The organism is Stenotrophomonas sp. Bg11-02 (assembly GCF_002836635.1).
GTDB classification, from domain to species: Bacteria; Pseudomonadota; Gammaproteobacteria; order Xanthomonadales; family Xanthomonadaceae; genus Stenotrophomonas; species Stenotrophomonas lacuserhaii.
The window spans coordinates 12,532-31,974 of sequence record NZ_PJAY01000048.1 but is presented as its reverse complement, the minus strand read 5'-3'; the positions used below and the strand labels follow the sequence as shown (position 1 = coordinate 31,974).

The 19,443-nt window shown below is 67.9% G+C and carries 19 protein-coding genes; 9 read left to right on the top strand and 10 right to left on the bottom strand.

All coding sequences use genetic code 11. From position 1 onward, the window contains the following. Positions 1 to 84: 84 nt before the first annotated feature. From CXG43_RS03450 to CXG43_RS19395, 3 genes are all read left to right on the top strand, one after another. Positions 85 to 552, top strand: coding sequence for a PadR family transcriptional regulator (locus CXG43_RS03450; RefSeq protein WP_101098691.1), 468 nt, complete (start codon positions 85 to 87; stop codon positions 550 to 552). A gap of 54 nt (positions 553 to 606) precedes the next feature. Next, complete coding sequence (locus CXG43_RS03445; protein ID WP_101098690.1) at positions 607 to 1,407, top strand: siderophore-interacting protein; 801 nt, start codon at positions 607 to 609, stop codon at positions 1,405 to 1,407. 184 nt (positions 1,408 to 1,591) lie between these two features. Then, positions 1,592 to 1,999: a hypothetical protein gene (locus tag CXG43_RS19395; protein ID WP_232767570.1), complete on the top strand. Its 408-nt coding sequence runs from the start codon at positions 1,592 to 1,594 to the stop codon at positions 1,997 to 1,999. Positions 2,000 to 2,108: 109 nt separating this feature from the next. On the opposite strand, the gene CXG43_RS03435 is transcribed toward CXG43_RS19395, so the two are convergent. Both CXG43_RS03435 and CXG43_RS03430 read right to left on the bottom strand, forming a co-directional pair. Beyond that, entirely contained in the window at positions 2,109 to 2,819 is a 711-nt protein-coding gene (locus tag CXG43_RS03435) for a YceI family protein (protein WP_101098689.1), read from the bottom strand. Between the two features lie 92 nt (positions 2,820 to 2,911). Next, the gene (locus CXG43_RS03430) at positions 2,912 to 3,502 is read right to left on the bottom strand and encodes a malonic semialdehyde reductase (protein ID WP_101098688.1); all 591 of its coding nucleotides are present in this window, start codon (positions 3,500 to 3,502) and stop codon (positions 2,912 to 2,914) included. A 128-nt stretch (positions 3,503 to 3,630) separates the two neighbouring features. Between CXG43_RS03430 and CXG43_RS03425 the strand changes: the two genes are divergently transcribed. The 4 genes from CXG43_RS03425 (at position 3,631) to CXG43_RS03410 (ending at position 6,793) form a co-directional block, all read left to right on the top strand. Further along, a complete protein-coding gene (locus tag CXG43_RS03425; RefSeq protein ID WP_101098694.1) occupies positions 3,631 to 4,590 on the top strand; it encodes a mitochondrial fission ELM1 family protein in 960 nt (319 codons plus the stop codon). Positions 4,591 to 4,781: 191 nt separating this feature from the next. Continuing rightward, positions 4,782 to 5,621: a DUF2145 domain-containing protein gene (locus CXG43_RS03420; protein WP_101098687.1), complete on the top strand. Its 840-nt coding sequence runs from the start codon at positions 4,782 to 4,784 to the stop codon at positions 5,619 to 5,621. Between the two features lie 23 nt (positions 5,622 to 5,644). Next, positions 5,645 to 6,148, top strand: a complete 504-nt coding sequence (locus CXG43_RS03415) for a hypothetical protein (RefSeq protein WP_101098686.1) — start codon at positions 5,645 to 5,647, stop codon at positions 6,146 to 6,148. Positions 6,149 to 6,232: 84 nt separating this feature from the next. Continuing rightward, on the top strand, positions 6,233 to 6,793 hold the full coding sequence (locus tag CXG43_RS03410; RefSeq protein ID WP_101098685.1) for a queuosine precursor transporter: 561 nt from the start codon (positions 6,233 to 6,235) through the stop codon (positions 6,791 to 6,793). Between the two features lie 411 nt (positions 6,794 to 7,204). Here CXG43_RS03410 and glnE read toward each other — a convergent pair whose 3' ends face one another. Further along, positions 7,205 to 10,003, bottom strand: coding sequence for a bifunctional [glutamate--ammonia ligase]-adenylyl-L-tyrosine phosphorylase/[glutamate--ammonia-ligase] adenylyltransferase (gene glnE / locus CXG43_RS03405; RefSeq protein ID WP_101098684.1), 2,799 nt, complete (start codon positions 10,001 to 10,003; stop codon positions 7,205 to 7,207). A 719-nt stretch (positions 10,004 to 10,722) separates the two neighbouring features. On the opposite strand from glnE, the gene CXG43_RS03400 reads away from it, so the two are divergent. Both CXG43_RS03400 and CXG43_RS03395 read left to right on the top strand, forming a co-directional pair. Beyond that, positions 10,723 to 12,237: an acetyl-CoA hydrolase/transferase family protein gene (locus CXG43_RS03400; protein ID WP_101098683.1), complete on the top strand. Its 1,515-nt coding sequence runs from the start codon at positions 10,723 to 10,725 to the stop codon at positions 12,235 to 12,237. Positions 12,238 to 12,311: 74 nt separating this feature from the next. Then, positions 12,312 to 13,085 (top strand): hypothetical protein, encoded by a 774-nt coding sequence (locus CXG43_RS03395; protein ID WP_157824985.1) that lies wholly within the window; start codon positions 12,312 to 12,314, stop codon positions 13,083 to 13,085. Here CXG43_RS03395 and CXG43_RS03390 read toward each other — a convergent pair. The 7 genes from CXG43_RS03390 to CXG43_RS03360 form a co-directional block, all read right to left on the bottom strand. After that, entirely contained in the window at positions 13,062 to 14,426 is a 1,365-nt protein-coding gene (locus CXG43_RS03390) for a VOC family protein (protein WP_101098681.1), read from the bottom strand. The genes CXG43_RS03395 and CXG43_RS03390 overlap by 24 nt on opposite strands. Before the next feature lie 106 nt (positions 14,427 to 14,532). Beyond that, positions 14,533 to 15,030 carry a hypothetical protein gene (locus tag CXG43_RS03385; RefSeq protein WP_101098680.1) on the bottom strand — a complete coding sequence of 166 codons (498 nt, stop codon included), beginning with the start codon at positions 15,028 to 15,030 and terminating at the stop codon, positions 14,533 to 14,535. Positions 15,031 to 15,066: 36 nt separating this feature from the next. Continuing rightward, positions 15,067 to 15,825, bottom strand: coding sequence for an HAD family hydrolase (locus CXG43_RS03380; protein WP_101098679.1), 759 nt, complete (start codon positions 15,823 to 15,825; stop codon positions 15,067 to 15,069). A 158-nt stretch (positions 15,826 to 15,983) separates the two neighbouring features. After that, positions 15,984 to 16,412, bottom strand: coding sequence for an EF-hand domain-containing protein (locus tag CXG43_RS03375; protein WP_101098678.1), 429 nt, complete (start codon positions 16,410 to 16,412; stop codon positions 15,984 to 15,986). Between the two features lie 219 nt (positions 16,413 to 16,631). Further along, positions 16,632 to 17,009, bottom strand: coding sequence for a hypothetical protein (locus tag CXG43_RS03370; protein WP_101098677.1), 378 nt, complete (start codon positions 17,007 to 17,009; stop codon positions 16,632 to 16,634). Between the two features lie 34 nt (positions 17,010 to 17,043). Further along, entirely contained in the window at positions 17,044 to 17,757 is a 714-nt protein-coding gene (locus CXG43_RS03365) for a M15 family metallopeptidase (RefSeq protein ID WP_101098676.1), read from the bottom strand. Next, positions 17,690 to 19,222: a serine hydrolase gene (locus CXG43_RS03360; RefSeq protein ID WP_101098675.1), complete on the bottom strand. Its 1,533-nt coding sequence runs from the start codon at positions 19,220 to 19,222 to the stop codon at positions 17,690 to 17,692. Before CXG43_RS03360 ends, CXG43_RS03365 begins: the two co-directional genes overlap by 68 nt. Between the last annotated feature and the right edge of the window lie 221 nt (positions 19,223 to 19,443).

Sequence of the window (19,443 nt, the reverse complement as noted above, 5' to 3'; positions counted from 1 at the left end):
TCGGCGAGCACCCCGCCGGCCGGGACGACGCTGGACAGCGAGGGACGCATGGTGACGCCGCCTGCCGTGTAGGCGCGCGCGCGCATCTCACTGCGCGGCTCGAGGCGCCGGTCGCCGCGCCACGGCTACGAGCTCATCCAGCACGTCAGTGAGCTGTTCGTGCGCGCCTACACGCCCAGCGCCGGCACCATGTATCCCTTGCTGGCCAGCTTCGAACAGGCCGGCTGGGTGCTCGCCGAAGACGACGCCGGGCGCCGCCGCTTCCGAATCACCGAAAGCGGCCGCGCCGAACTGCTGGCCCGCCGCGATGAAGTGAAAGCCGCCCAGCACCGCGCCTGGCACCGTGCCCGCGAGATCGCCAAGGCCGACATGCCGCCGGACCTGCGCGATGCCCTGCGCCAGTTCAAGAGTGCGCTGGTGCGCCACCACGGACGCTGGCAGGAAGGCGAAACCACCCAGGTGTCCGCCCTGCTGCTGCAGGCGGCCGCGCTGTTGAACGGCCAGCCGCCTGCGCCGGCCGAATCCCTCGAACCTGCGACCCCGCCCGCCTGAGCCAGCCCGGTCGCCCCGCGCCTGTCGCGCCCCCTCCCTCTTCAGGAATCCCCTATGTCTTCCCATGAAAACAAGCGCCTGCGCCTGGATGTCCGCTTCCGCGAACTGACCGTGCTGCGCACCGAAGAAGTCACCCCGAACATGCGCCGCGTGGTGCTGGGTGGCGCCGACCTGGCTGGCTTCGATTCACCCGGCCCGGATGACCACATCAAGCTGTTCTTCCCCAACCGCAGCGGCGAGATGGTGCTGCCGACCATGACCCCCGAGGGCCCGCGCTACCCGGAGGGCAAGGAACCTTCGGTGGCGCGCGATTACACCCCGCGCGGCTGGGACCACGAAGCCGGCGAGCTGGCCATCGACTTCGTGCTGCACGGCGACCACGGCGTGGCCGGGCCGTGGGCGGCACGCGCGCAGCCGGGCGACACGCTGGCGGTCGGCGGTCCGCGTGGTTCCTTCCAGGTGGCCGATGATTACGATGGCTATGTACTGATCGGCGATGAAACCGCGCTGCCGGCGATTGCCCGCTGGCTGGAGATCCTGCCGGAGGAGGCGCAAGTGCAGGTGCTGATCGAAGTGGCCGTCGAGGCCGAGCGCCAGGACCTGCCGCAGGGTGACAACGTGCGCATCCAGTGGCTGGAGCGCAATGGCTTCCCGGCCGCAAGCAGTTCGCTGCTGGAAGATGCGCTGGTGGACGTCGAGGCGCCGGAGGGCGATGTGTTTTATTGGATCGCCACCGAATCACGCCGCGCGCGGATGATGCGCAAGTTCTTCGAAGGCCACCATGCGGTGCCGCGCGACTGGATCCGGTCCACCGGGTACTGGAAAGCGCACGCGGACGAGACTGACGGCGACTGAAACTGCAAAGCAAAGGCGTGACGACCAACGGTCGTCACCCACCAGGAGCCGCAATCGTCACCCACCAGGGGCGGCAATCGTCGCCCACCAGGGGCGGCACTAGTCGCCCACCAGGAGCGGCAATAGTCGGTCCGGTAATGACGGCCAGCGGCCGTCACTACCGAATTGACGCGATAATGGCCGCATGACCGACCTCTTTGCTGCCACCGTCGCCGCGGCGCTTTCGCGCCTGCAGACCGACCCTTCCGCCTTTGACACCGTGCTCGCCCCCCATGGCGAGGCCGGCGCACTGCGCCCCACGCTGCTCGAGCTGCTGGCAACCCGCCAGCTGGCGCTGAAGGCCGATGCCGATGTCGGCCTGGTCGCCGACATGCTGCGCCGCGACCAGAAATTCGCCCCGCCGGGCCGTCCTTCCATCCACCTGGTGCAGCTGCGCAAGCAGCAGGCCAGTGCCAAACAGGCGGCGTTGATCGCGCGCCAGGCGTATGGCCGCGCCGCGCAGGATTTCGTGCGGGCGCTGTCGTTGAAGATCACCCCGCGGCTGACCCCGATCGCCGTGGCCGACCGCTGGATGCAGACGCAGTTGGGGTGATTCGCCGCCGCTGCGCTCGCCGAGCATGGCTCGGCGCTACCCCGGTACCAAAGCCGCAAAAAAAAACCCGCCGTCGCCGGCGGGTTTTTTTCATTCAACACACCGTGGATCAGGCAGCCGGCTTTTCGCCGGTGGCTTCGGTGGTGATGCGGATCTTCACTTCATCGCTGACGTTCGGGGCGTACGCGCCGACGCCGAAATCGCTGCGCTTGATGGTGGTGGTGGCATCGAAGCCCGCCGCCGGCACCTTGGCCATCGGGTGCTCGCCGCCGCCATTGATGGTGACGTCCAGGGTGACCGGCTTGGTCTGGTCCTTGATGGTCAGGTCGCCAGTCACGGTCAGCTTGTTGGTGCCGGCCGATTCCACCTTGGTGCTCTTGAACGAAGCAGCCGGGAACTTGGCGGCATCGAAGAAGTCGGCGCTCTTCAGGTGCTCGTCGAACTTGGCGGTGAAGCTGTTCAGGCCGGTCAGCGGCAGCTTCACTTCCACGGTGGACTTGGTCACGTCGGCCGCGTCATACACCAGGGTGCCTTCGGCGCTGCCGAAGTGCGCGGTCGGGTTGGAGAAGCCGAAGTGGCTCCACTGCGCCAGCACGTCGGTGTGGCTCGGGTCCAGCTTGTAGGTGCCCGAAGCGATCTGGATCGCCTCGGCAGCCGGAGCGGCAGCGGCGGCGTCAGCAGCCGGGGTGGCGGCCGGTTCGGTCGCGGCCGGGGTCGCGGCGGCATCGGCGGCCGGGGTGGCTTCGTCGGCCGGCTTGGAGCAGGCGGCGATCGCCAGGGTCAGGGCCAGCGGCAGCAGCAGCTTGGTGGTCTTGGTCATGTTCAGGACTCTCTCTCGATTGTTTCGCTAAGGGAATGGACTGCAAACATCGACCCGTCCACGGGACCGGCCGATTCAAACATAAACACGGTTCAGACGATGCGAGCGGCTTCGTCGAAGGACAGGCGCGGCGAACGCGGGAACAGGCCGGCGGTGTCGCCGTAGCCCAGGTTGACCAGGAAGTTGCTGCGCAGCGAGGTGCCGGCGAAGAACGCCTCATCCACCTTGGCCGGATCGAAACCGGTCATCGGGCCGGCGTCCAGGCCCAGCGCGCGTGCGGCCAGGATCAGGTACGCGCCCTGCAGGCTGCCGTTGAGGAAGGCCGGCTTCTGGCGGTTTTCCTGCGGGCCGTCGAACCATGCCTTGGCATCGGTGTGCGGGAACAGGTAGGGCAGCTTTTCGTGGAAGTCCAGGTCGTGGGCGATGATCACCGTGACCGGGGCGGCCATCGTCTTGGCCAGGTTGCCTTCGGACAGCGCCGGGGCCAGCTTGGCCTTGCCTTCCTTCGAGGTGACGAACACGAAGCGGGCCGGGCTGGAATTGGCCGAGGTCGGGCCGAACTTCACCAGGTCGTACAGCGCGCGCAGCGTGGATTCGTCCACCGGCTTGTCGTGGAAGTCATTCGCGGTGCGGGCAGTACGGAACAACTGGTCAAGCGCGGCAGCGTCGAGTTCGTGCGACATGCATCCTCCAGGTAAAGAGCGTCAGCCCGGTGCTGCCTGCCAACAGGCCTGCAGCCGGGTCCATGCGGGGCAGTGTAGAGTGTCGCGTCTGTTGCAACACCCAGCAGGGCTGAAACGAATTAATGCCAATCGTGAAACGATCGAGTGCGCCCTCGACGATTACCGATGGCCGCGCCGGCAACGTCCGGCAGGCCGTGGCGCTGGCCGGCGCGCTGCGTCTGGGCACCCACCAACCCCTGATGCTGGTGCCGCAGGCGCCCTGGCGCTGGCTGTCGCCCCGGCGCCTGCCCGGTGACATCCGGCACGGGTACGGCGAGGCATTCGCGGCGCTGGCCGAGACTCCCCCGACATTGGCGATAGGCTGTGGCCGACAGGCCGCCGGCGCATTGCGGGTGCTGCGTGCGCGGGGAAGCCGGGTGGTACAGATCCTGGATCCGCGCATCAGCGCGCGCCACTGGGACCTGGTGATCGTGCCCGAACACGACCGCCTGCGTGGCGGCAACGTGCTGACGCTGCTCGGCAGCCTGAACCCGGTTGATGATGACTGGCTGTCGCTGGGGCGGGCCGCCTTTGCCGATTTCCGCAGCCTGCCCGGCCCGCGCACCGCGTTGCTGGTGGGCGGGCCGACCGCCCATGCGGCATGGGACGAACAGGACATGCGCGGGGTGTTCGCGCAACTCGCCGCGCAGATCCGCGCAGAGGGTGGCAGCCTGCTGGCGACCACTTCGCGGCGCACGCCGCCGGCACTGGCCGATGCGCTGCGTGACATCTTCGCCGACATCCCGAACGTGATCTGGGGCGATGGCGGCGACGGGGTGAATCCGTATGCCGGGCTGCTGGGCTGGGCCGACCGGGTGGTGGTATCACCGGATTCGGTGAACCTGCTGTCCGAAGCCAGCGCCACGCGCGCGCCGGTGATGGTGGCGCTGGCGGCCAGCGCGCAGGGCCGCATGCGTCACTTCCAGCAGGCGCTGCACGAACGCGGCCGGCTGCAGCCGCGCTGGCTGGACTGGGGCCACGGGTCCATCGAACCGCTGCGTGAGACCACGCGCGTAGCCGCCGAAGTGAAGCAGCGCCTGGGCCTGTGACGTTGGTAGCGCCGAGCCACGCTCGGCGAGCGCAGCGCAGCGCGAACAGCGTGACGACCAACGGTCGTCACCCACCACAGCCGTCACTGCCGGGGACCCGGTGGGTGACGACCGTTGGTCGTCACGCTGTTCGCGCTGCACCCACCGAGCACGGCTCGGCGCTACCGGCTTCAGTCTATGATGCCCTCGACATGGACCGTCCTTTCTTATCCCTCGCCCTGCTCCTGCTGCTCGCTCCGGCCACCGCCCGGGCCGACAGCGGCACCTGCCGCGAACGCTATCCCACCCCCGCCGCCGAAGCGGCAATGTTCGACGTGGCCTGGACCACCGCCGAGCGCCTGGACACCCTGCCCGACGTGGAGGTGGTGATCGCCGCGCGCGGCGGACAGGACCTCAGCCGTTACGGCCTGCGCCACAGCCACCTGGCCTTCCTGCTGCGCGAGGACGACGGACGCTGGCGCGCCGTGCACCTGCTCAACCGCTGCAAGACCGACCGCTCGCTTCTGTATTACGAAGGCCTGGCCAACTTCATCGGTGAAACCGGCGGTCATACCGACCTGCGCATCGGCCTGCTCGAGCCCGCCCTGGCGGCCCGCCTGAAGGCGATGCTGCAGTCACCGGCCACCGCCGCGCACGCCTTGCACGAACCACGCTACAACGTGATCGCCTACCCGTACCGCACCGATTTCCAGAACTCCAACGGTTGGGTGCTGGAAGTGCTGGCCGCCGCGATGGCCAGCGCCGATGGCGCCGCGCCGCTGCAGGATCGCGCCGGGGTGCAGGAGTGGCTGCGCGTTAACGGCTACCTGCCCAGCGTGCTGCATATCAGTCTGGGCAAACGCGTAGGCGCGCGCGTGGCAGTGGCCAATGCCACTACCACCGACCATCCCCTGGCCGAGCGCGTGTCCGGCAACTATTCGGTGGTGACCGTGGAATCGGTGTTCGACTTCCTGCGCGCACGCCAGCAGCTGCCGCAGGAACTTTCCATTCCGCATGTTCCCGTGGCCGGTGCCACGGCCGCTACGCCCTGACCCCATTTCCGCAGGAGACACGCATGTCCCGTTCCTTTGCCACGCCGGCCCTTGCCCTGATCCTCGCTTCGTCGCTGCTGGCCCCGCCTGCACGCGCCGGCGACCTCAACAGCAGCGAAACCACGATGCTGATCTCCATCGTGTTCACCGTATCAGTGCCATTCGCCGCTTCGGTGGGCCTGGCCGAACTGTCCGCCGCCCCGTTCAAAGCCAGCGCGAAGCGCAACGCCGCCAAGCGGGTGCCGGCCAAGCCGCTGCCGGAAATGGAAGTCAAAGCGGTGACCACCAACACCGAAGGCGGCCGCACCGTGCAGCTGCAGGTGCCGGGCAAGGACGACCAGACCGCCACCCTGGAATGGCCGGCACGCGCGGATGATCCCGGTGCGGGTTTCGTGGTCGGGCAGACGGTGGCCTTCGTGCCGACCCCGGCCGGGGCCGGCTGGAACGTCCACGATGCCGCCGGCCGCCAGCTGGCCTACGTACCCACTGCCTACGCCGCGGCAGACAGCGCCAGCACCACCTGGTAATGGCTGCCGGCTGAACGCTCCCGGCTGGCCGCGTGCCCTGCCGGGGCGGATAATGCGCGTCTTCCTTTGAATCCGTGGCTCGCCATGTCTGTGCGTCCTGCCCCTGTGTTTGCCCCGATGACCCTGCGCGCGCTGCTGCTGGCGGTGCTGGCGATGGGCGCGGTGGTGCTGGGTTCGAACGTGCTGGTGCAGTACCCGATCAACGACTGGCTGACCTGGGGTGCCTTCAGCTATCCGGTCGCGTTCCTGGTGAGCAACCTGATCAACCGCCGCTTCGGCCCGGGCCCGGCCCGCCGGGTGGCGTGGGCCGGCTTCGCACTGGCCGTGGTGCTGTCGTTCTGGGTAGCCACGCCACGCATCGCGGTGGCGTCCTGTTCGGCGTTCATCGTGGCGCAGCTGCTGGACATCACTGTGTTCGATCGGCTGCGTCGGGGCAGCTGGTGGCGCGCGCCGATGGTGGCCACCACCTGCAGTGCCACGGTGGATACCGCGATCTTCTGGAGCATCGCGTTTGCCGGTTCGACGCTGCCGTGGATGAGCTGGGCACTGGGCGACCTGGCGGTGAAGCTGGCGATCGGCGTGTGCCTGCTGGCGCCCTTCCGCGCGTTGTTGTGGAAGATGGCGCCGGTGCACGGCGCGAGGTAACCCGGTAGCGCCGAGCCGTGCTCGGCGAGCGCAGCGGCAACGCAACAGCGTGACGACCAACGGTCGTCACCCACCAGAGCCGGGCAACGGCGTGACGACCAACGGTGGTCACTACCGGAGCAACAGCGGTAGCGCCGAGCCGTGCTCGGCGAGCGCAGCGGCAACGCAACAGCGTGACGACCAACGGTCGTCGCCCACCAGAGCCGGGCAACAGCGTGACGGCCAACGGTCGTCACCCACCAGAGCCGGGCAACGGCGTGACGACCAACGGTGGTCACTACCGGAGCAACAGCGGTAGCGCCGAGCCGTGCTCGGCGAGCGCAGCGGCAACGCAACAGCGTGACGACCAACGGTCGTCACCCACTAGAGCCTGGCCTCCCCCCTACGGCAACGGCCGTCATTACCCCGGCATCAGGCGTCGAATGGGAGGCCTGCTTCCACGCACGCGGCGCTGATGCTCGCGCGTGCCTGTTCCAGCGCATCACTCGGCGCGGCCATGCGCGGGCGGCGGTCCAGCGTGCAGGCCAGTCCCAACTCCAGCAGGGTGGCGTGCGCGGCCTGCAATGCAGTGGCGCGTTCGCAGGGCAGCCAGCCGCTGGCAGCCAGTGCGTCGATCAGCCCCCGCGTATCACGGGGTGCAAGCAGCGCCGGATGCGCGGACGCTGCCCCCAACACGCCGGCCTGCAGCAGGAACTCCAGGTCCACCACCCCGCCTGCGCCCTGCTTGAGGTCCATCCGCGCGGCATCGCTGCGGTCCAGTTCGGCGCGCATGCGCTGGCGCATCTTGACGATGTCCGCGTGCAGCACCTCGCGGTCACGCGCGCGGCCCACCGTCTGCGCGCGTACGTCTTCAAAGGCTTCCAGCAGGCCTGCATCACCGGCCACGCCGCGCGCGCGCACCAGCGCCTGGTGTTCCCAGGTCCATGCGCGTTCGCGCTGGTATTCGCGATAGCTCGCCAGCGATGACACCAGCGCGCCCTTGCCGCCATCCGGGCGCAGCCGCACGTCGATGTCATACAGCCGTCCGCCGGCGGTCACCGCGCCCAGCAGGGCCATTACTTTCTGCGCAAGGCGTGCATACCAGCGCCCGGGCTCCAGCGGACGGGCGCCATCGCTGGCCTCCACGTCGGCGGGATTGTCGTGCAGGAACACCAGATCCAGGTCCGACCCGAACCCCAGTTCCAGCCCGCCCAGGCTGCCGTAACCGATGATCGCAAAGCGCCCGCCGGGGATGTCACCGTGCGCGCGGCGCATGTCCGCCTGTGCCAGCTGCAGCACGACATCCACCACAACCTGCGCCAGTTCGGCCAGCTGGCGGGTGCTGTCCACCGCGCCCTGGCGGCCATCCAGGCTGGCCATCGCCATGCGGAAGCTCAGTGCCAGGCGGATCTCGTTGAGCCAGCGCAGCGCCGATTCGGGGTCTTCCACCGCCAGCACCTGCGCGCACTCGGCCTGCATTTCCTCGCGGCTGGGCAACGGCCCGGACACGCGCACGTCCAGCAGTTCATCCAGCAGCAGCGGGTAGGCTTCCAGCCGTTCGGCCAGCAGCGCGCTGCGTGCCAGCACGTCCACCAGCCGCGCCATCGAACTGGGTTGTTCGTCCAGCAGCGCCAGGTAGCTGGTGCGGCGCAGGATCGCCTGCAACAGGCCCAGCACGCGCTTGAGCGCGGCATCGGGCTGCGGTGACCGGGTAGCGGCATGCAGCAGCGCCGGCAGCACCCGGTCCAGTCGCGTGCGCGCGCCATCGGACAGCGACTTCACCCCGGATGACTGCGCGAAATCACGCAGCATCTGGTCGGCGCCGTGGGCATCGGCGAAGCCGGCTTCCACCAGCAGTTGCGCGTCGCCGTGTTCGGGCAGGCCGCGCCAGTAGCTGGCCACCGCATCCGGCGCGGCCTTGCCCTTGCGCGGGGCCAGCAGCGCACCGAATTCGGTACTGACGCGCTGCTGCTGCACGGCCAACGCATCGCGCAGGCTGTCGAAGTCCGGGTAACCCAGCCCGATCGCAATCCGCAGCCGATCCAGCGGATCGGCCGGCAGGGTATGGGTCTGCGCGTCGCGCAGCATCTGCAGCCGGTTTTCCAGCCGGCGCAGGAACAGGTAAGCCTCGTGCAGCGCCGCCCCGTCTTCGGCGGCGATCTGCCCCGCGTCCACCAACGCGGCCAGCGCATGCAGCAGCCGCCGCTCGCGCAGCACGGGTTCACGGCCGGCACGGATCAACTGCAGCGACTGGCACAGGAACTCGATTTCGCGGATGCCACCGGCACCGCGCTTTATGTCTTCGTGCATGTCACGCCGCGCCACTTCGGCGGTGATCGCCGCCTTCATGTCGCGCAGTCCATCCAGCGCGGTGAAGTCCAGGTAGCGCCGGTATACGAAGGGACGCAGCGACGCCAGCCACTCTTCGCCCGCGTCGATGTCACCGGCCACGGTGCGTGCCTTCAGCCAGGCATAGCGTTCCCAGTCGCGGCCTTCGCGCTGGAAATACTGGTCCATCGCTGCGAACGACATCGCCACCCGGCCGGCCCGGCCGAACGGGCGCAGGCGCAGGTCCACGCGATGGCTGAAGCCATCGGCGGTGGTGTCATCGAGCAGTTTGGCCAGCCGCTGGCCGAGCCGGGCGAAGTATTCATCGGCATCCAGCGGGCGCGCGCCATCGGATTCACCGCGCTGCGCGAAGGCGTACACCAGGTCCACGTCGGAACTGAAATTCAGTTCGCCGCCGCCCAGTTTGCCCAGCCCGAACACCACCAGCCGTTGCGCCTTGCCGGCGTCATCGCGGACCACGCCGTGGCGGCTGGCGAACTCGATTTCCAGTGCGCCCAACGCCAGCTGCAGGCACTGTCCGGCCAGTCCGGTGGACCCTGCCAGGGTCTGCTGCACGCTGTCCATCCCGGCCAGGTCACGCCACACCAGACGGGTGGACATCGCCGCGCGGTAGCGTCGCAGCAGGCCCGGCCAGTCGGCCGGCTGCTGCGGTTCCAGCACCGGCGGAGCCAGCGGCGGGCAGCCGTCCTGGGCCAGATGCGACAGCAAGGCAGGTTGTCGGCACAGGGTGTCGATGGCGAAATCGCTGGCGACGGCCAGCTGGCGCAGAAAGGGTTGCAGGCCGGGGTCCGGCGCGGTGCCCAGTGCGACGGCCAAGCGCGCAAGGGCACGGTCAGCCAATGGGACAAGGTCGTCGGGGAGCGGCGCGAAGGGTTGGGTCATGGGAGGATTGTAGGGCGCTGCGGCCTGTTGACGGCCAGCGGCCGTCACTACCGAAGGCGGGAGCGGTAGCGCCGAGCCGTGCTCGGCGAGCGCAGCGGCAAGCAACAGCGTGACGACCAACGGTCGTCACCCACCCAAGGCGACAGCGTGACGACCAACGGTCGTCACCCACCATCGGCCGTCACTACCGAAGGCGGAAGCGGTAGCGCCGAGCCGTGCTCGGCGAGCGCAGCGGCAAGCAACAGCGTGACGACCAACGGTCGTCACCCACCCAAGGCGACAGCGTGACGACCAACGGTCGTCACCCACCAGCGGCCGTCACTACCGAAGGCGGGAGCGGTAGCGCCGAGCCGTGCTCGGCGAGCGCAGCGGCAAGCAACAGCGTGACGACCAACGGTCGTCACCCACCCAAGGCGACAGCGTGACGACCAACCGTCGTCACCCACCAGCGGCCGTCACTACCGGCGCCTATTCAGCTGTACGCTGCAGACGTAAAAAAGCCCGCTTGCAGCGAACTGCCAGCGGGCTCTGCTCCCTCCCCCACGTCGGGATGCAGGTCCATCGTGCCGACTGCAAAACCACATTGCACGCTGCACTGCAAAACAATACCGGAGGGTACAGAAGCCTTCACGCCGGAAGCGCCATCCCACCAAGGTCGCAGGTCCCGTACGGGTGGGTTTGGCCGATAATCGGGGTTTCCCCCACGAAACATCGTCGTCATGCCTGCAGATCGCATCGCCAACGCGCGTCTCCGTGACCGCGTGGTCTCCGCCGAGGCCGCAGCCGCGCTCATCCAGCCGGGTGAAACCGTCGCCATGAGCGGCTTCACCGGCTCTGGTTACCCCAAGGCGGTACCGCTGGAACTGGCCCGCCGCATCGAGGCGGTGCACGCGCAGGGGCTGCCGTTCCAGATCAGCCTGATGACCGGCGCCTCCACCGCCCCGGAACTGGACGGGGCGCTGGCCAAGGCCGATGGCATCGCCATGCGCATGCCGTTCCAGAGCGATCCGGATGCGCGCAACCGCATCAACGAAGGCAAGCTGGATTACATCGACATCCACCTCAGTCACGTCGCCCAGCATGTGTGGTTCGGCTTCTACGGCGATATCGATACGGCGGTGGTGGAAGTGTCGGCGATCCGCGAGGACGGCTCGCTGGTGCCGTCCACCTCGGTCGGCAACAACAAGACCTGGCTGGACCTGGCCAAGAAGGTGATCATCGAGGTCAACGAGTGGCAGCCGGCCGGTGTGGACGGCATGCATGACATCTACTACGGCACCGCGCTGCCGCCACACCGCAAGCCGATCCCACTGGTGCAGGCCAACGACCGCATCGGTGAGACCACGCTGCGCTGCGACCCGGACAAGATCGTGGCGGTGGTGCGCACCAACGGGCCGGACCGCAACAGTCCGTTCAGTCCGATCGACGCCACCAGCGAACAGATCGCCGCGCACCTGATCGAATTCCTCAAGCACGAAGTGGCCAAGGGGCGCCTGCCGGCGAACCTGTTGCCGCTGCAGAGCGGCGTGGGCAACATCCCCAACGCGGTGCTGGCCGGGCTGGCCAAGAGCGGTTTCCGCGACCTGGCCGCGTTCACCGAGGTGATCCAGGATGGCATGCTCGACCTGCTGCGTGATGGCGTGCTGAGCTACGCCTCGTGCACCGGTTTCGCGCTGAGCCCGCAGGCCAACGAGACCTTCAAGGAGAACATCGACTTCTACCGCGAGCGCATCATCATGCGTACGCAGGAAATCTCCAACCATCCGGAACTTGTGCGACGCCTCGGCTGCATCGGCATGAACGGCATGATCGAGGTGGACCTGTACGGCAACGTCAATTCGACCCACGTGATGGGCACGCGGATCATGAACGGCATCGGCGGTTCTGGTGACTTCGCGCGCAATGGTTTCCTGTCGGCCTTCCTCAGCCCGTCCACCGCGAAGAACGGCAGCATTTCGGCCATCGTGCCGATGGTCAGCCATGTCGACCACACCGAGCACGATGTATCGGTGATCGTCACCGAACAGGGCCTGGCCGACCTGCGTGGGCTGACTCCGCGCAAGCGCGCGCAGGTGGTGATCGACAACTGCGCGCACCCGGATTTCCGCGCGCAGCTGCAGGATTACTTCGACCGCGCCAGCCGCGAAAGCTACGGCAAGCACACCCCGCACCTGCTGCCGGAGGCGCTGAGCTGGCACCAGCGCTGGCTGGATACCGGCACGATGAAGGCCTGAGTCTGCGGCGGGATGGTCAACCGCGCGAGCGCAATCTGGAAGCAACCGGGCCGGTCCGGGGGCGTAATGCCCTTATGCCTGTCTCGCTCTCCACTTCGCCGCTCCCCGCGCTGCCGATTGCCCCGCCGGCGACGGTAACCGATGCCCCCCGACGCTCTGCGTTTGCCCAGGTGGAGCCGCGCAATGCGCCCGCCTCCACGGCGAGCACCGGCCCGGCGGGGAGCAGCAGCCTCCTCGATTCACTCCGCCTGCGCTGCATGCAGCGAGGTGCGCCTGCCACCATCGATAGATGTCTGCAGATCACATCGCAGCAGCCGTGCGCCACGCATCGCGCCCTGCTGCTGCAGCGGCTGACGCTGGCGCTGGCTGATGACCGTCGCATCGACTCGCCTGCGGGCCCGGTCAATCCGCGCGCAGATGCCTGCAACACTTACAGGCTGGCGGCTTTCCCGGAGCCGCCCAGCTATGCCGGCTATCAGACCGCATTGACCAGGCTGCACGAAGCGGTACGCGCCTGCAAGGTGGTCCTGCCGGGAACCTATGGCTTCCTGCAGCGGTCCATCGCCTGCGAATCTGCGCTACGCACAGCCGTGAATGCAGACCAGGTACGTCGGGCACTGAGCGGTTGGCTGAACTGGCAGTGGGGCGCGTTGGCTGCCTATACCTCAGACCCGAACCTGCGTGCACTTGTCGGCCACACTCCACTGCGGCCGACCCACCTCGCCTATGCACTGGATGATGGCAGCGCGCTGTGCACCGAGGTCCGGCTGGCGCTGCTTGCTGCACCCGCCCCGCCCGCCGCAGCGGGCGACCCAGCGCCAGGCTCAACTCCGCAGCGCGACCAGTGAGTCCTGCTGCAGCTGTTCGTACAACGCGAACTCGTCGTGCACCCGCGCACCCAGTGCGGCTTCAAATGCTTCGCGGTTGGCATGCGCTGCATATGCGCGCTGTTCGCCGCCGCCCAGGTTGGACTGGAAGATGCCCGCCGCGCTGACCGGCAGGAAGTCTTCGTAGATGATCGGATCGGCGGTGGCCAGTCCTTCGGCGATCAGCACTTCGGCCGGCAGTTCGGCCACGCGCGGCTGCGCTGCACGGCCGGCGTCGGTGAGCTGGTAACGGTAGTAGCCAAGCCCTTCGCTGCGCAGCGTGGCATCGTCGTCCGGGAAGCCGGCGAAGGCCGCTTGCAAGCGCTGGCCATAGTCGCCGCCGGTGCTGCCGGCCCCTTCGGTTTCGCGTGCCTGCGCCAGCAACTGGTCGTACAACGCGCGGCCTTTCGGGGTCAGCGCCAGGCCGCGCTGCTCGATCTCGCCGAAGCGCGCGGTGTGGGTACCGGCATCGCCGCCGCCGTCCTTGGGGAAATGCACGGCCTCTTCCAGCGCCTTGAAGCTGGTCTGCCGCAGCAGGATCGGGCAGGCGCGGCGTGGCGGGCCTTCGATGACCGCCTTGGCGGCCATGCCGCGTTCGATCATCGCCGCCTGCGCCGCATCGATGTCCAGCGTGCGCGGGGTGAGATGGTTGATGTGCGGACCACGGAAGCTGACCACGTCGGCGATCAGCCGGTGCGCATTGCCCAGCGCGTGGTAGGTGTCCAGCGCCACCGTGGCATCGCTGTGCCAGCGGAAGGTTTCCAGCGCCTGGGCGACGAAGTGCTCGGCAGCGGTTGCCTGCAGCCCCCCTTCCCGCTCGGCCTGGTCGATCAGCGCCAGCGCGTCATCGGTGAAGATGCGGCGCTTGGACAGGATGTCTGCCGCCTGGGCACGCAGTGCCTCATCTTCGATCAGTTCCAGCCGCAGCAGCGAGGTGAACACGCGGAACGGATTGGCGGCCAGCGCCGCTGCGTCGATCGGGCGGAACGCGGTGGAATGCACCGGCACACCGGCCACGCTGAGGTCGTAGTAGGCGACCGGATACATGCCCATCACCGCGAACAGGCGGCGCAGGGTCGACAGTTCTTCAGCGGTGCCGACACGGATAGCGCCGTGGCGCTCTTCATCCAGCCGGCCGCGGCCGTCGTTGCGCTGCAGTTGCTCGGCAAGTGCGGTGTCTTCGGCCAGCACCTGCGCGTTGATCTGCGCGACCAGGTCGACCAGGTCGCCGTACAGCGGCACTTCGCTGCGGTACATGCGGGACATCGCCTGGGCGAACAGGCGGCGGATGGCATCGGGCGAAACGAATTCAGCAGCGCTCATGGGATACCCAGCAAGGAACACGGAACATGCGTTGGCTGGCATTGTCGCCGGGCCCTGCCCGCTTTGGTAGCGGCTGAGGCAGCGACTCCCGCCGGCCCCTTCGGCGCTACTGCTCCGCGCCCAGCTGGCGGCGCAGCGTGGCATCCAACGTGATCGGCCGATCCCAATGCCGGTAACTGGCCACGATGGCGTGGCGCAGCGCGCGCTTGTGCAGGTTGTCCGGCGGCACCGGCAAGGCCTCCACGGCCGCTTGCCAGCCGCCTTCGCGGTGCGCGCTGAACGCCCTCACCACCTCGCGGCAGCTGACCTTGATGGCCTTCGCCCAGAAACAGGCGAAGTACACATCGGCGGCATGCCAGCCGTGGTTGTTGACCAGCGCGGCGATATAGCCGCGATCCACGCCGCTGTAGCGCGCCACCTCGTCCAGGAAACTGTCCGGATAGCGCTCCGCGTAGTGGTTGATGTCCGCCAGCCAGGTATCGATCCACGCATCACCGGTATCCACCGCGTAGGTGGCTGATTTCTCCGCCGTCTGCTGGGCCGGCGCGATCGCAGGCACCAGCAGCAGGGACAGCAACAGCAGCGTTGTCAGCAGGCGGTTCATGCCGGGATTGTGACGCAGCGGGGCCGTCGTGTCAGGTCACGCACCGCGCGCGGCCGCCGCCTTGGTTTCGATGGCCTGCAGCGCAGCCGGCCAGTCCCACGCCGTATCGGCGGTGACCATGCGCGGCTCGTCATCGGCCACGCCATGTTCTGTTTCGTGGGCCCAGGTAACGGCATACGGGGTATGCACGCCCCAACCGCCCAGCGTCACCACCGGTTCGATGTCCGAGCGCAGCGAGTTGCCGACCATCACGAACTGGTTGATCGGCAGATCGAACTCGGCCAGCACGCGCGCGTAGGTTTCCGGATCCTTCTCCGACACGATTTCGATGCGGGGGAACAGGTCGTGCAGCTGGGCGACCTTGATCTTGGCTTCCTGATGGAACAGGTCACCCTTGGTGATGAGCACCACCGGATGATCCTCGGCGATCTTCGCGACCGATTCGCGCACACCGTCGATCAGCTCCACCGGGTGGCGCAGGGTCTGGTGACCGATGTCCAGCATGCGCTGGATGTGCTTCGCGCTGACCCGGCTGTCGGTGATCTCGATGGCCGCTTCGATCATCGACAGGGTCATTGCCTTGACGCCGTACCCGAACACCGCAAGGTTGCGCCGCTGCACGTCCAGCAGATGCCGGGCCGTGCGGGTGTCGTGCACGTCGATGTAGTGCGAGAGCAGGTCGAGGTAATCCTGTTCGGCCTTGCGGTAGTAATCCTCGCTCTTCCACAGCGTATCGTCACCGTCAAAACCAACCAGGCCGATGGCGCTGCCGCGCCCGGGCGTGGATATCTTCATGCGTGAAGAATAACAGGGCGGCCCACGCACTGGCCTGCGTGGTCCGCCCTGGGTGCTGCACCTACGGTAGCGCCGAGCCATGCTCGGCGGCTTCTGATGGTGCCGCGCGGTGCGCTCGCCGAGCATGCCTCGGCGCTACCGCGCCACCATCGCGGAACTCAGTTTCCCTGTGCGCCGGCGGCGCCCTGCTGGGCCTGCACGAAGGCCTTGTACTCATCGGCGGACAGCTCGCCGTCCTTGTTGGTATCGGCCTGGTCGAACACCTGCGCCAAGCCGGCATTGACCTGTGCCTCGGTCTTGCTGATGGTGCCGTTGCCATCGGTATCGATGCTGGCCCAGGTCTGGCCGCCGCCGCCGTTGGCCTGCGCTGCAGCTTGGCCAGCAGCATGCGTGGCCTGGTCTGCCGCGTTGCCAGCTTCAGCAGCCTGGTTGCCGGCCGCAGCTGCAGCCTGCTGTGCCTGCACCGCCTGCGCCTGTGCAGCAGCGGCCTGATCCTGTGCGGCGCTCTGCGCCATGGCCGGAAGGGTGAACACACTGCCGGCGGCAACGAGGAGGGCGATCAGCGGCTTGCGGTTACGAAGAGTCATTGGGTGGTCTCCTTGGATGTGATGTTGCACGGCCATGTATTCCGTACGGGGCCTACGTTGGCAGCGTGCAGATGAACACAATTTGGGGCGCAAGCGGCCCTCACACGCGGCATTAACCACTCCACGGCGGCCATCGGCTACCGGCTTGGTTAGAAGCCGGTGAGCGCAACGTAAGGGGCCCATTCAGCGAGCTGGATTTTAACCCTACCCAAACGAAAATCAGTCCGCGCGGCCTTGCTCCGCCGCTGACCGCGAACTGAACAAAAGCCATCCAAGCGCGACACCGGACAACGCGCCGATGATCTCCAGCACGACCCGGCTGCCCAGTTCGTTGGGATCGTGGATGGTGGAAAGATAGAGACGCGCGTAGAACGGCGATTCCATCCGCACGATGCCCATGTAGAACAGCTTCCACATGTCGATGCCGGCGGAGATGACCACCGCGATCCCACTGGCCCAGCCCAGTGCGTGGCCGTGCGCCCAGCGCAGCGCGCGGGCGAGATGATGGAACAGGAAATACACCAGCAGGCCGACCAGAAGGGCGATGCCAGCCGCTTCCAGGGTGCCCAGCAGGCCGAAATGGAGAGGAAGGTTCATGGCCACAGTGTAAAGGCCGGGCACCCCGCGCGAATCAGTCCACCGGCACGTCGTAGGCGGTGTGCGGATCCGGCTCGGGCTGGAACGTGTAATGCCACCATTCCTGCGGATAGTTGACGAAGCCTGCGGCGGCCATCGCCTGCAAAAGGCGCTGCCGGTTGGCCTGCTGCAACGGGGTGAGCCCATCGGCAGCGGTATGCGCACGCGTGCCGAAGAAGTCGAAGTCGGTGCCCATGTCCAGCGGCGTGCAGCGACCGGCCTCGCACTGCATCAGGCCCACGTCCACGGTGGCCGCGCGGCTGTGGCCGGAGCGCTCGGCGATGTAGCCTTCGGCGAACAGTCGGGACTTGTCCACGTCCGGGTACTGGGTGGCCTTGCGCGAGGTTTCGTGTGGATCCCGTGCCCATGCCACGAAGGCCTGCACCGAACGCACCGGGCGGTAGCAGTCATGCACCTGCAACGCATGGCCCTGGCTGCGCAGCGTGCGTTCCACCCTGGCCAGCGCGCTGGCTGCCGGCGGCAGCAGATAGCAGGCAGGTGCCGCGTAGCCGGGCACCGGGCGGCCGGTGAAGTTGTTGGCAGTGGCATAGCGGACATCCAGCGCGATGCCGGGCGACAGCGTGCGGATCTCCACCAGCCCGGCTTCGGCAGCGCTGCGCGCGGGCGAAACGGTGGGCGCTTCAGCGGCGCGCGCGCTCGTTGCCAGGGCAATCGCCAGTACGAGTGAAGTGCAGGTCCTGGTAGTCATAGCTGAAGTCGATATCCGGGTCGATGGCGCGCAGGTCCAGCGTAGGTACGGCTGCAGCAGTGGGCTGCAGCCACGCCTGGGCGGCTGGTTCCAGCGTATCCCAGCGCAACACCCAGCGCGCCCCTTCCTGCAGCACGTCGGCCTGCAGGCGCGGCGATTTGTCCACGCTGAAACGCAGCCGGCCCTGCACCGGGCAAAGCGAGGCCTCGCCCAGCCACGGGTCGCGGTAGCGGCCCTGCAGGGCCACCAGCGCGGTTGCCGGCGCGGGCGCTGTGGTACGGGTATCCCGCAGCGGACCGGCCTCTGTCGGTGATGGCGCGCGTGCCTGCGCGAGTTCGTCCAGCCAGCCATCGACACCCTGGGTGCCGCCGGGGGCGGTGTAGTATTTCAACGCAGCCTGCATCAGCGCGGTGCGTGCGTCTTCGCCTTCCCCGTTGATCAGCAGCACCACACCGATCCTGCGCTCCGGCAGCAGCGCCAGCGAGGAGTACATGCCGGACAGCGTGCCGGTATGGGCCACCTTCCATTGCCCGTCCAGGTCGGACAGGCGCCAGCCGTAGCCGTAGCCGGCGAAGTGCGCGTTGTCCCAGCGCCGTTGGCGCTCGCCCAGGGGCATCGGCATCTGCAGCGTCCACAGTTGCCGGCGCTGCTCGGTGTCCAGCCAGCCCGGCGCACGCGACGGATCCAGCAGCACCTGCATCCAGCGCAGCATGTCGTTCAATGAACAGCGGATGCCGCCGGCTGCCATCGACGGTGAATCCGGGCTGGTATCGCCGTCCGCGGCAACAACCACGTTGTGTCCCTCCCGGCGCACGTGAGGCTGGGCGATGTTGCCGACCGCTACGGTGGACCATTCGCCTACCTGGCAGCGCGACAACCCGAGCGGGATGAACACCTGTTCGCGCATCAGCTGGTCGTACGGCTTTCCGCCTGCCGCCGCCGCCACTTCGCCGGCCACCACGTACATCAGGTTGTCGTAGGCATAGCCGCTGCGGAAGCTGGTGACCGGCTTGAGGTGCGCCAGCCCGGCAATGATGTCGGCGCGGGTGAAGTGGTTTGGCTCAGGCCACAGCATCAGGTCGCCGGCACCCAGGCCGAGTCCGCTGTTGTGGATCAGCAGGTCGCGTACCTGCATCTGTTCGCCCACCCAGGGGTCGAACATGGTGAACGAAGGCAGGTGGCGGCGGACCGGGTCATCCCAGCGCAGCTTTCCCTGTTCCACCAGGCGGGCGAGCAGGGCGGCGGTCATTGCCTTGCTGTTGGAGGCGATCTTGAACAGGGTTTCGTCGTCGATGCGCGCGTCCGGGGTGTCGCCGCGGCTGCCCTCGGCGCGGCGGTAAACCACTTTGCCGTCTTCCACCACGCCCATGGCGATGCCGGGCAACTGCTCGCGCTGCACCGTGCGTTCGAGCATGGCATCGAACGGGGACGCGGCCAGGGCGAACAGCAGCAGGGGCGCGTACATGGCGATCAACCTTTGAACGTGGGGAGGTGCCGGTCAGGACGACCGGCATAGCAATGCTCGGCGAGCGCAGCGGGAACAGCAACAGCGTGACGACCAGCGGTCGTCACCCACCGGGGCAACAGCGTGACGACCAACGGTCGTCACCCACCAGGGCAACAGCGTGACGACCAACGGTCGTCACCCACCAGGGCAACAGCGTGACGACCAACGGTCGTCACCCA

Bases quoted from the DNA above. Each gene is read 5' to 3' on its own strand.
- CXG43_RS03445 (WP_101098690.1), top strand. From the start codon at position 607: ATGTCTTCCCATGAAAACAAGCGCCTGCGCCTGGATGTCCGCTTCCGC.
- CXG43_RS19395 (WP_232767570.1), top strand. From the start codon at position 1,592: ATGACCGACCTCTTTGCTGCCACCGTCGCCGCGGCGCTTTCGCGCCTG.
- CXG43_RS03435 (WP_101098689.1), bottom strand. From the start codon at position 2,819: ATGACCAAGACCACCAAGCTGCTGCTGCCGCTGGCCCTGACCCTGGCG.
- CXG43_RS03430 (WP_101098688.1), bottom strand. From the start codon at position 3,502: ATGTCGCACGAACTCGACGCTGCCGCGCTTGACCAGTTGTTCCGTACT.
- CXG43_RS03420 (WP_101098687.1), top strand. From the start codon at position 4,782: ATGGACCGTCCTTTCTTATCCCTCGCCCTGCTCCTGCTGCTCGCTCCG.
- CXG43_RS03415 (WP_101098686.1), top strand. From the start codon at position 5,645: ATGTCCCGTTCCTTTGCCACGCCGGCCCTTGCCCTGATCCTCGCTTCG.
- CXG43_RS03410 (WP_101098685.1), top strand. From the start codon at position 6,233: ATGTCTGTGCGTCCTGCCCCTGTGTTTGCCCCGATGACCCTGCGCGCG.
- glnE (WP_101098684.1), bottom strand. From the start codon at position 10,003: ATGACCCAACCCTTCGCGCCGCTCCCCGACGACCTTGTCCCATTGGCT.
- CXG43_RS03400 (WP_101098683.1), top strand. From the start codon at position 10,723: ATGCCTGCAGATCGCATCGCCAACGCGCGTCTCCGTGACCGCGTGGTC.
- CXG43_RS03395 (WP_157824985.1), top strand. From the start codon at position 12,312: ATGCCTGTCTCGCTCTCCACTTCGCCGCTCCCCGCGCTGCCGATTGCC.
- CXG43_RS03390 (WP_101098681.1), bottom strand. From the start codon at position 14,426: ATGAGCGCTGCTGAATTCGTTTCGCCCGATGCCATCCGCCGCCTGTTC.
- CXG43_RS03385 (WP_101098680.1), bottom strand. From the start codon at position 15,030: ATGAACCGCCTGCTGACAACGCTGCTGTTGCTGTCCCTGCTGCTGGTG.
- CXG43_RS03380 (WP_101098679.1), bottom strand. From the start codon at position 15,825: ATGAAGATATCCACGCCCGGGCGCGGCAGCGCCATCGGCCTGGTTGGT.
- CXG43_RS03375 (WP_101098678.1), bottom strand. From the start codon at position 16,412: ATGACTCTTCGTAACCGCAAGCCGCTGATCGCCCTCCTCGTTGCCGCC.
- CXG43_RS03370 (WP_101098677.1), bottom strand. From the start codon at position 17,009: ATGAACCTTCCTCTCCATTTCGGCCTGCTGGGCACCCTGGAAGCGGCT.
- CXG43_RS03365 (WP_101098676.1), bottom strand. From the start codon at position 17,757: ATGACTACCAGGACCTGCACTTCACTCGTACTGGCGATTGCCCTGGCA.
- CXG43_RS03360 (WP_101098675.1), bottom strand. From the start codon at position 19,222: ATGTACGCGCCCCTGCTGCTGTTCGCCCTGGCCGCGTCCCCGTTCGAT.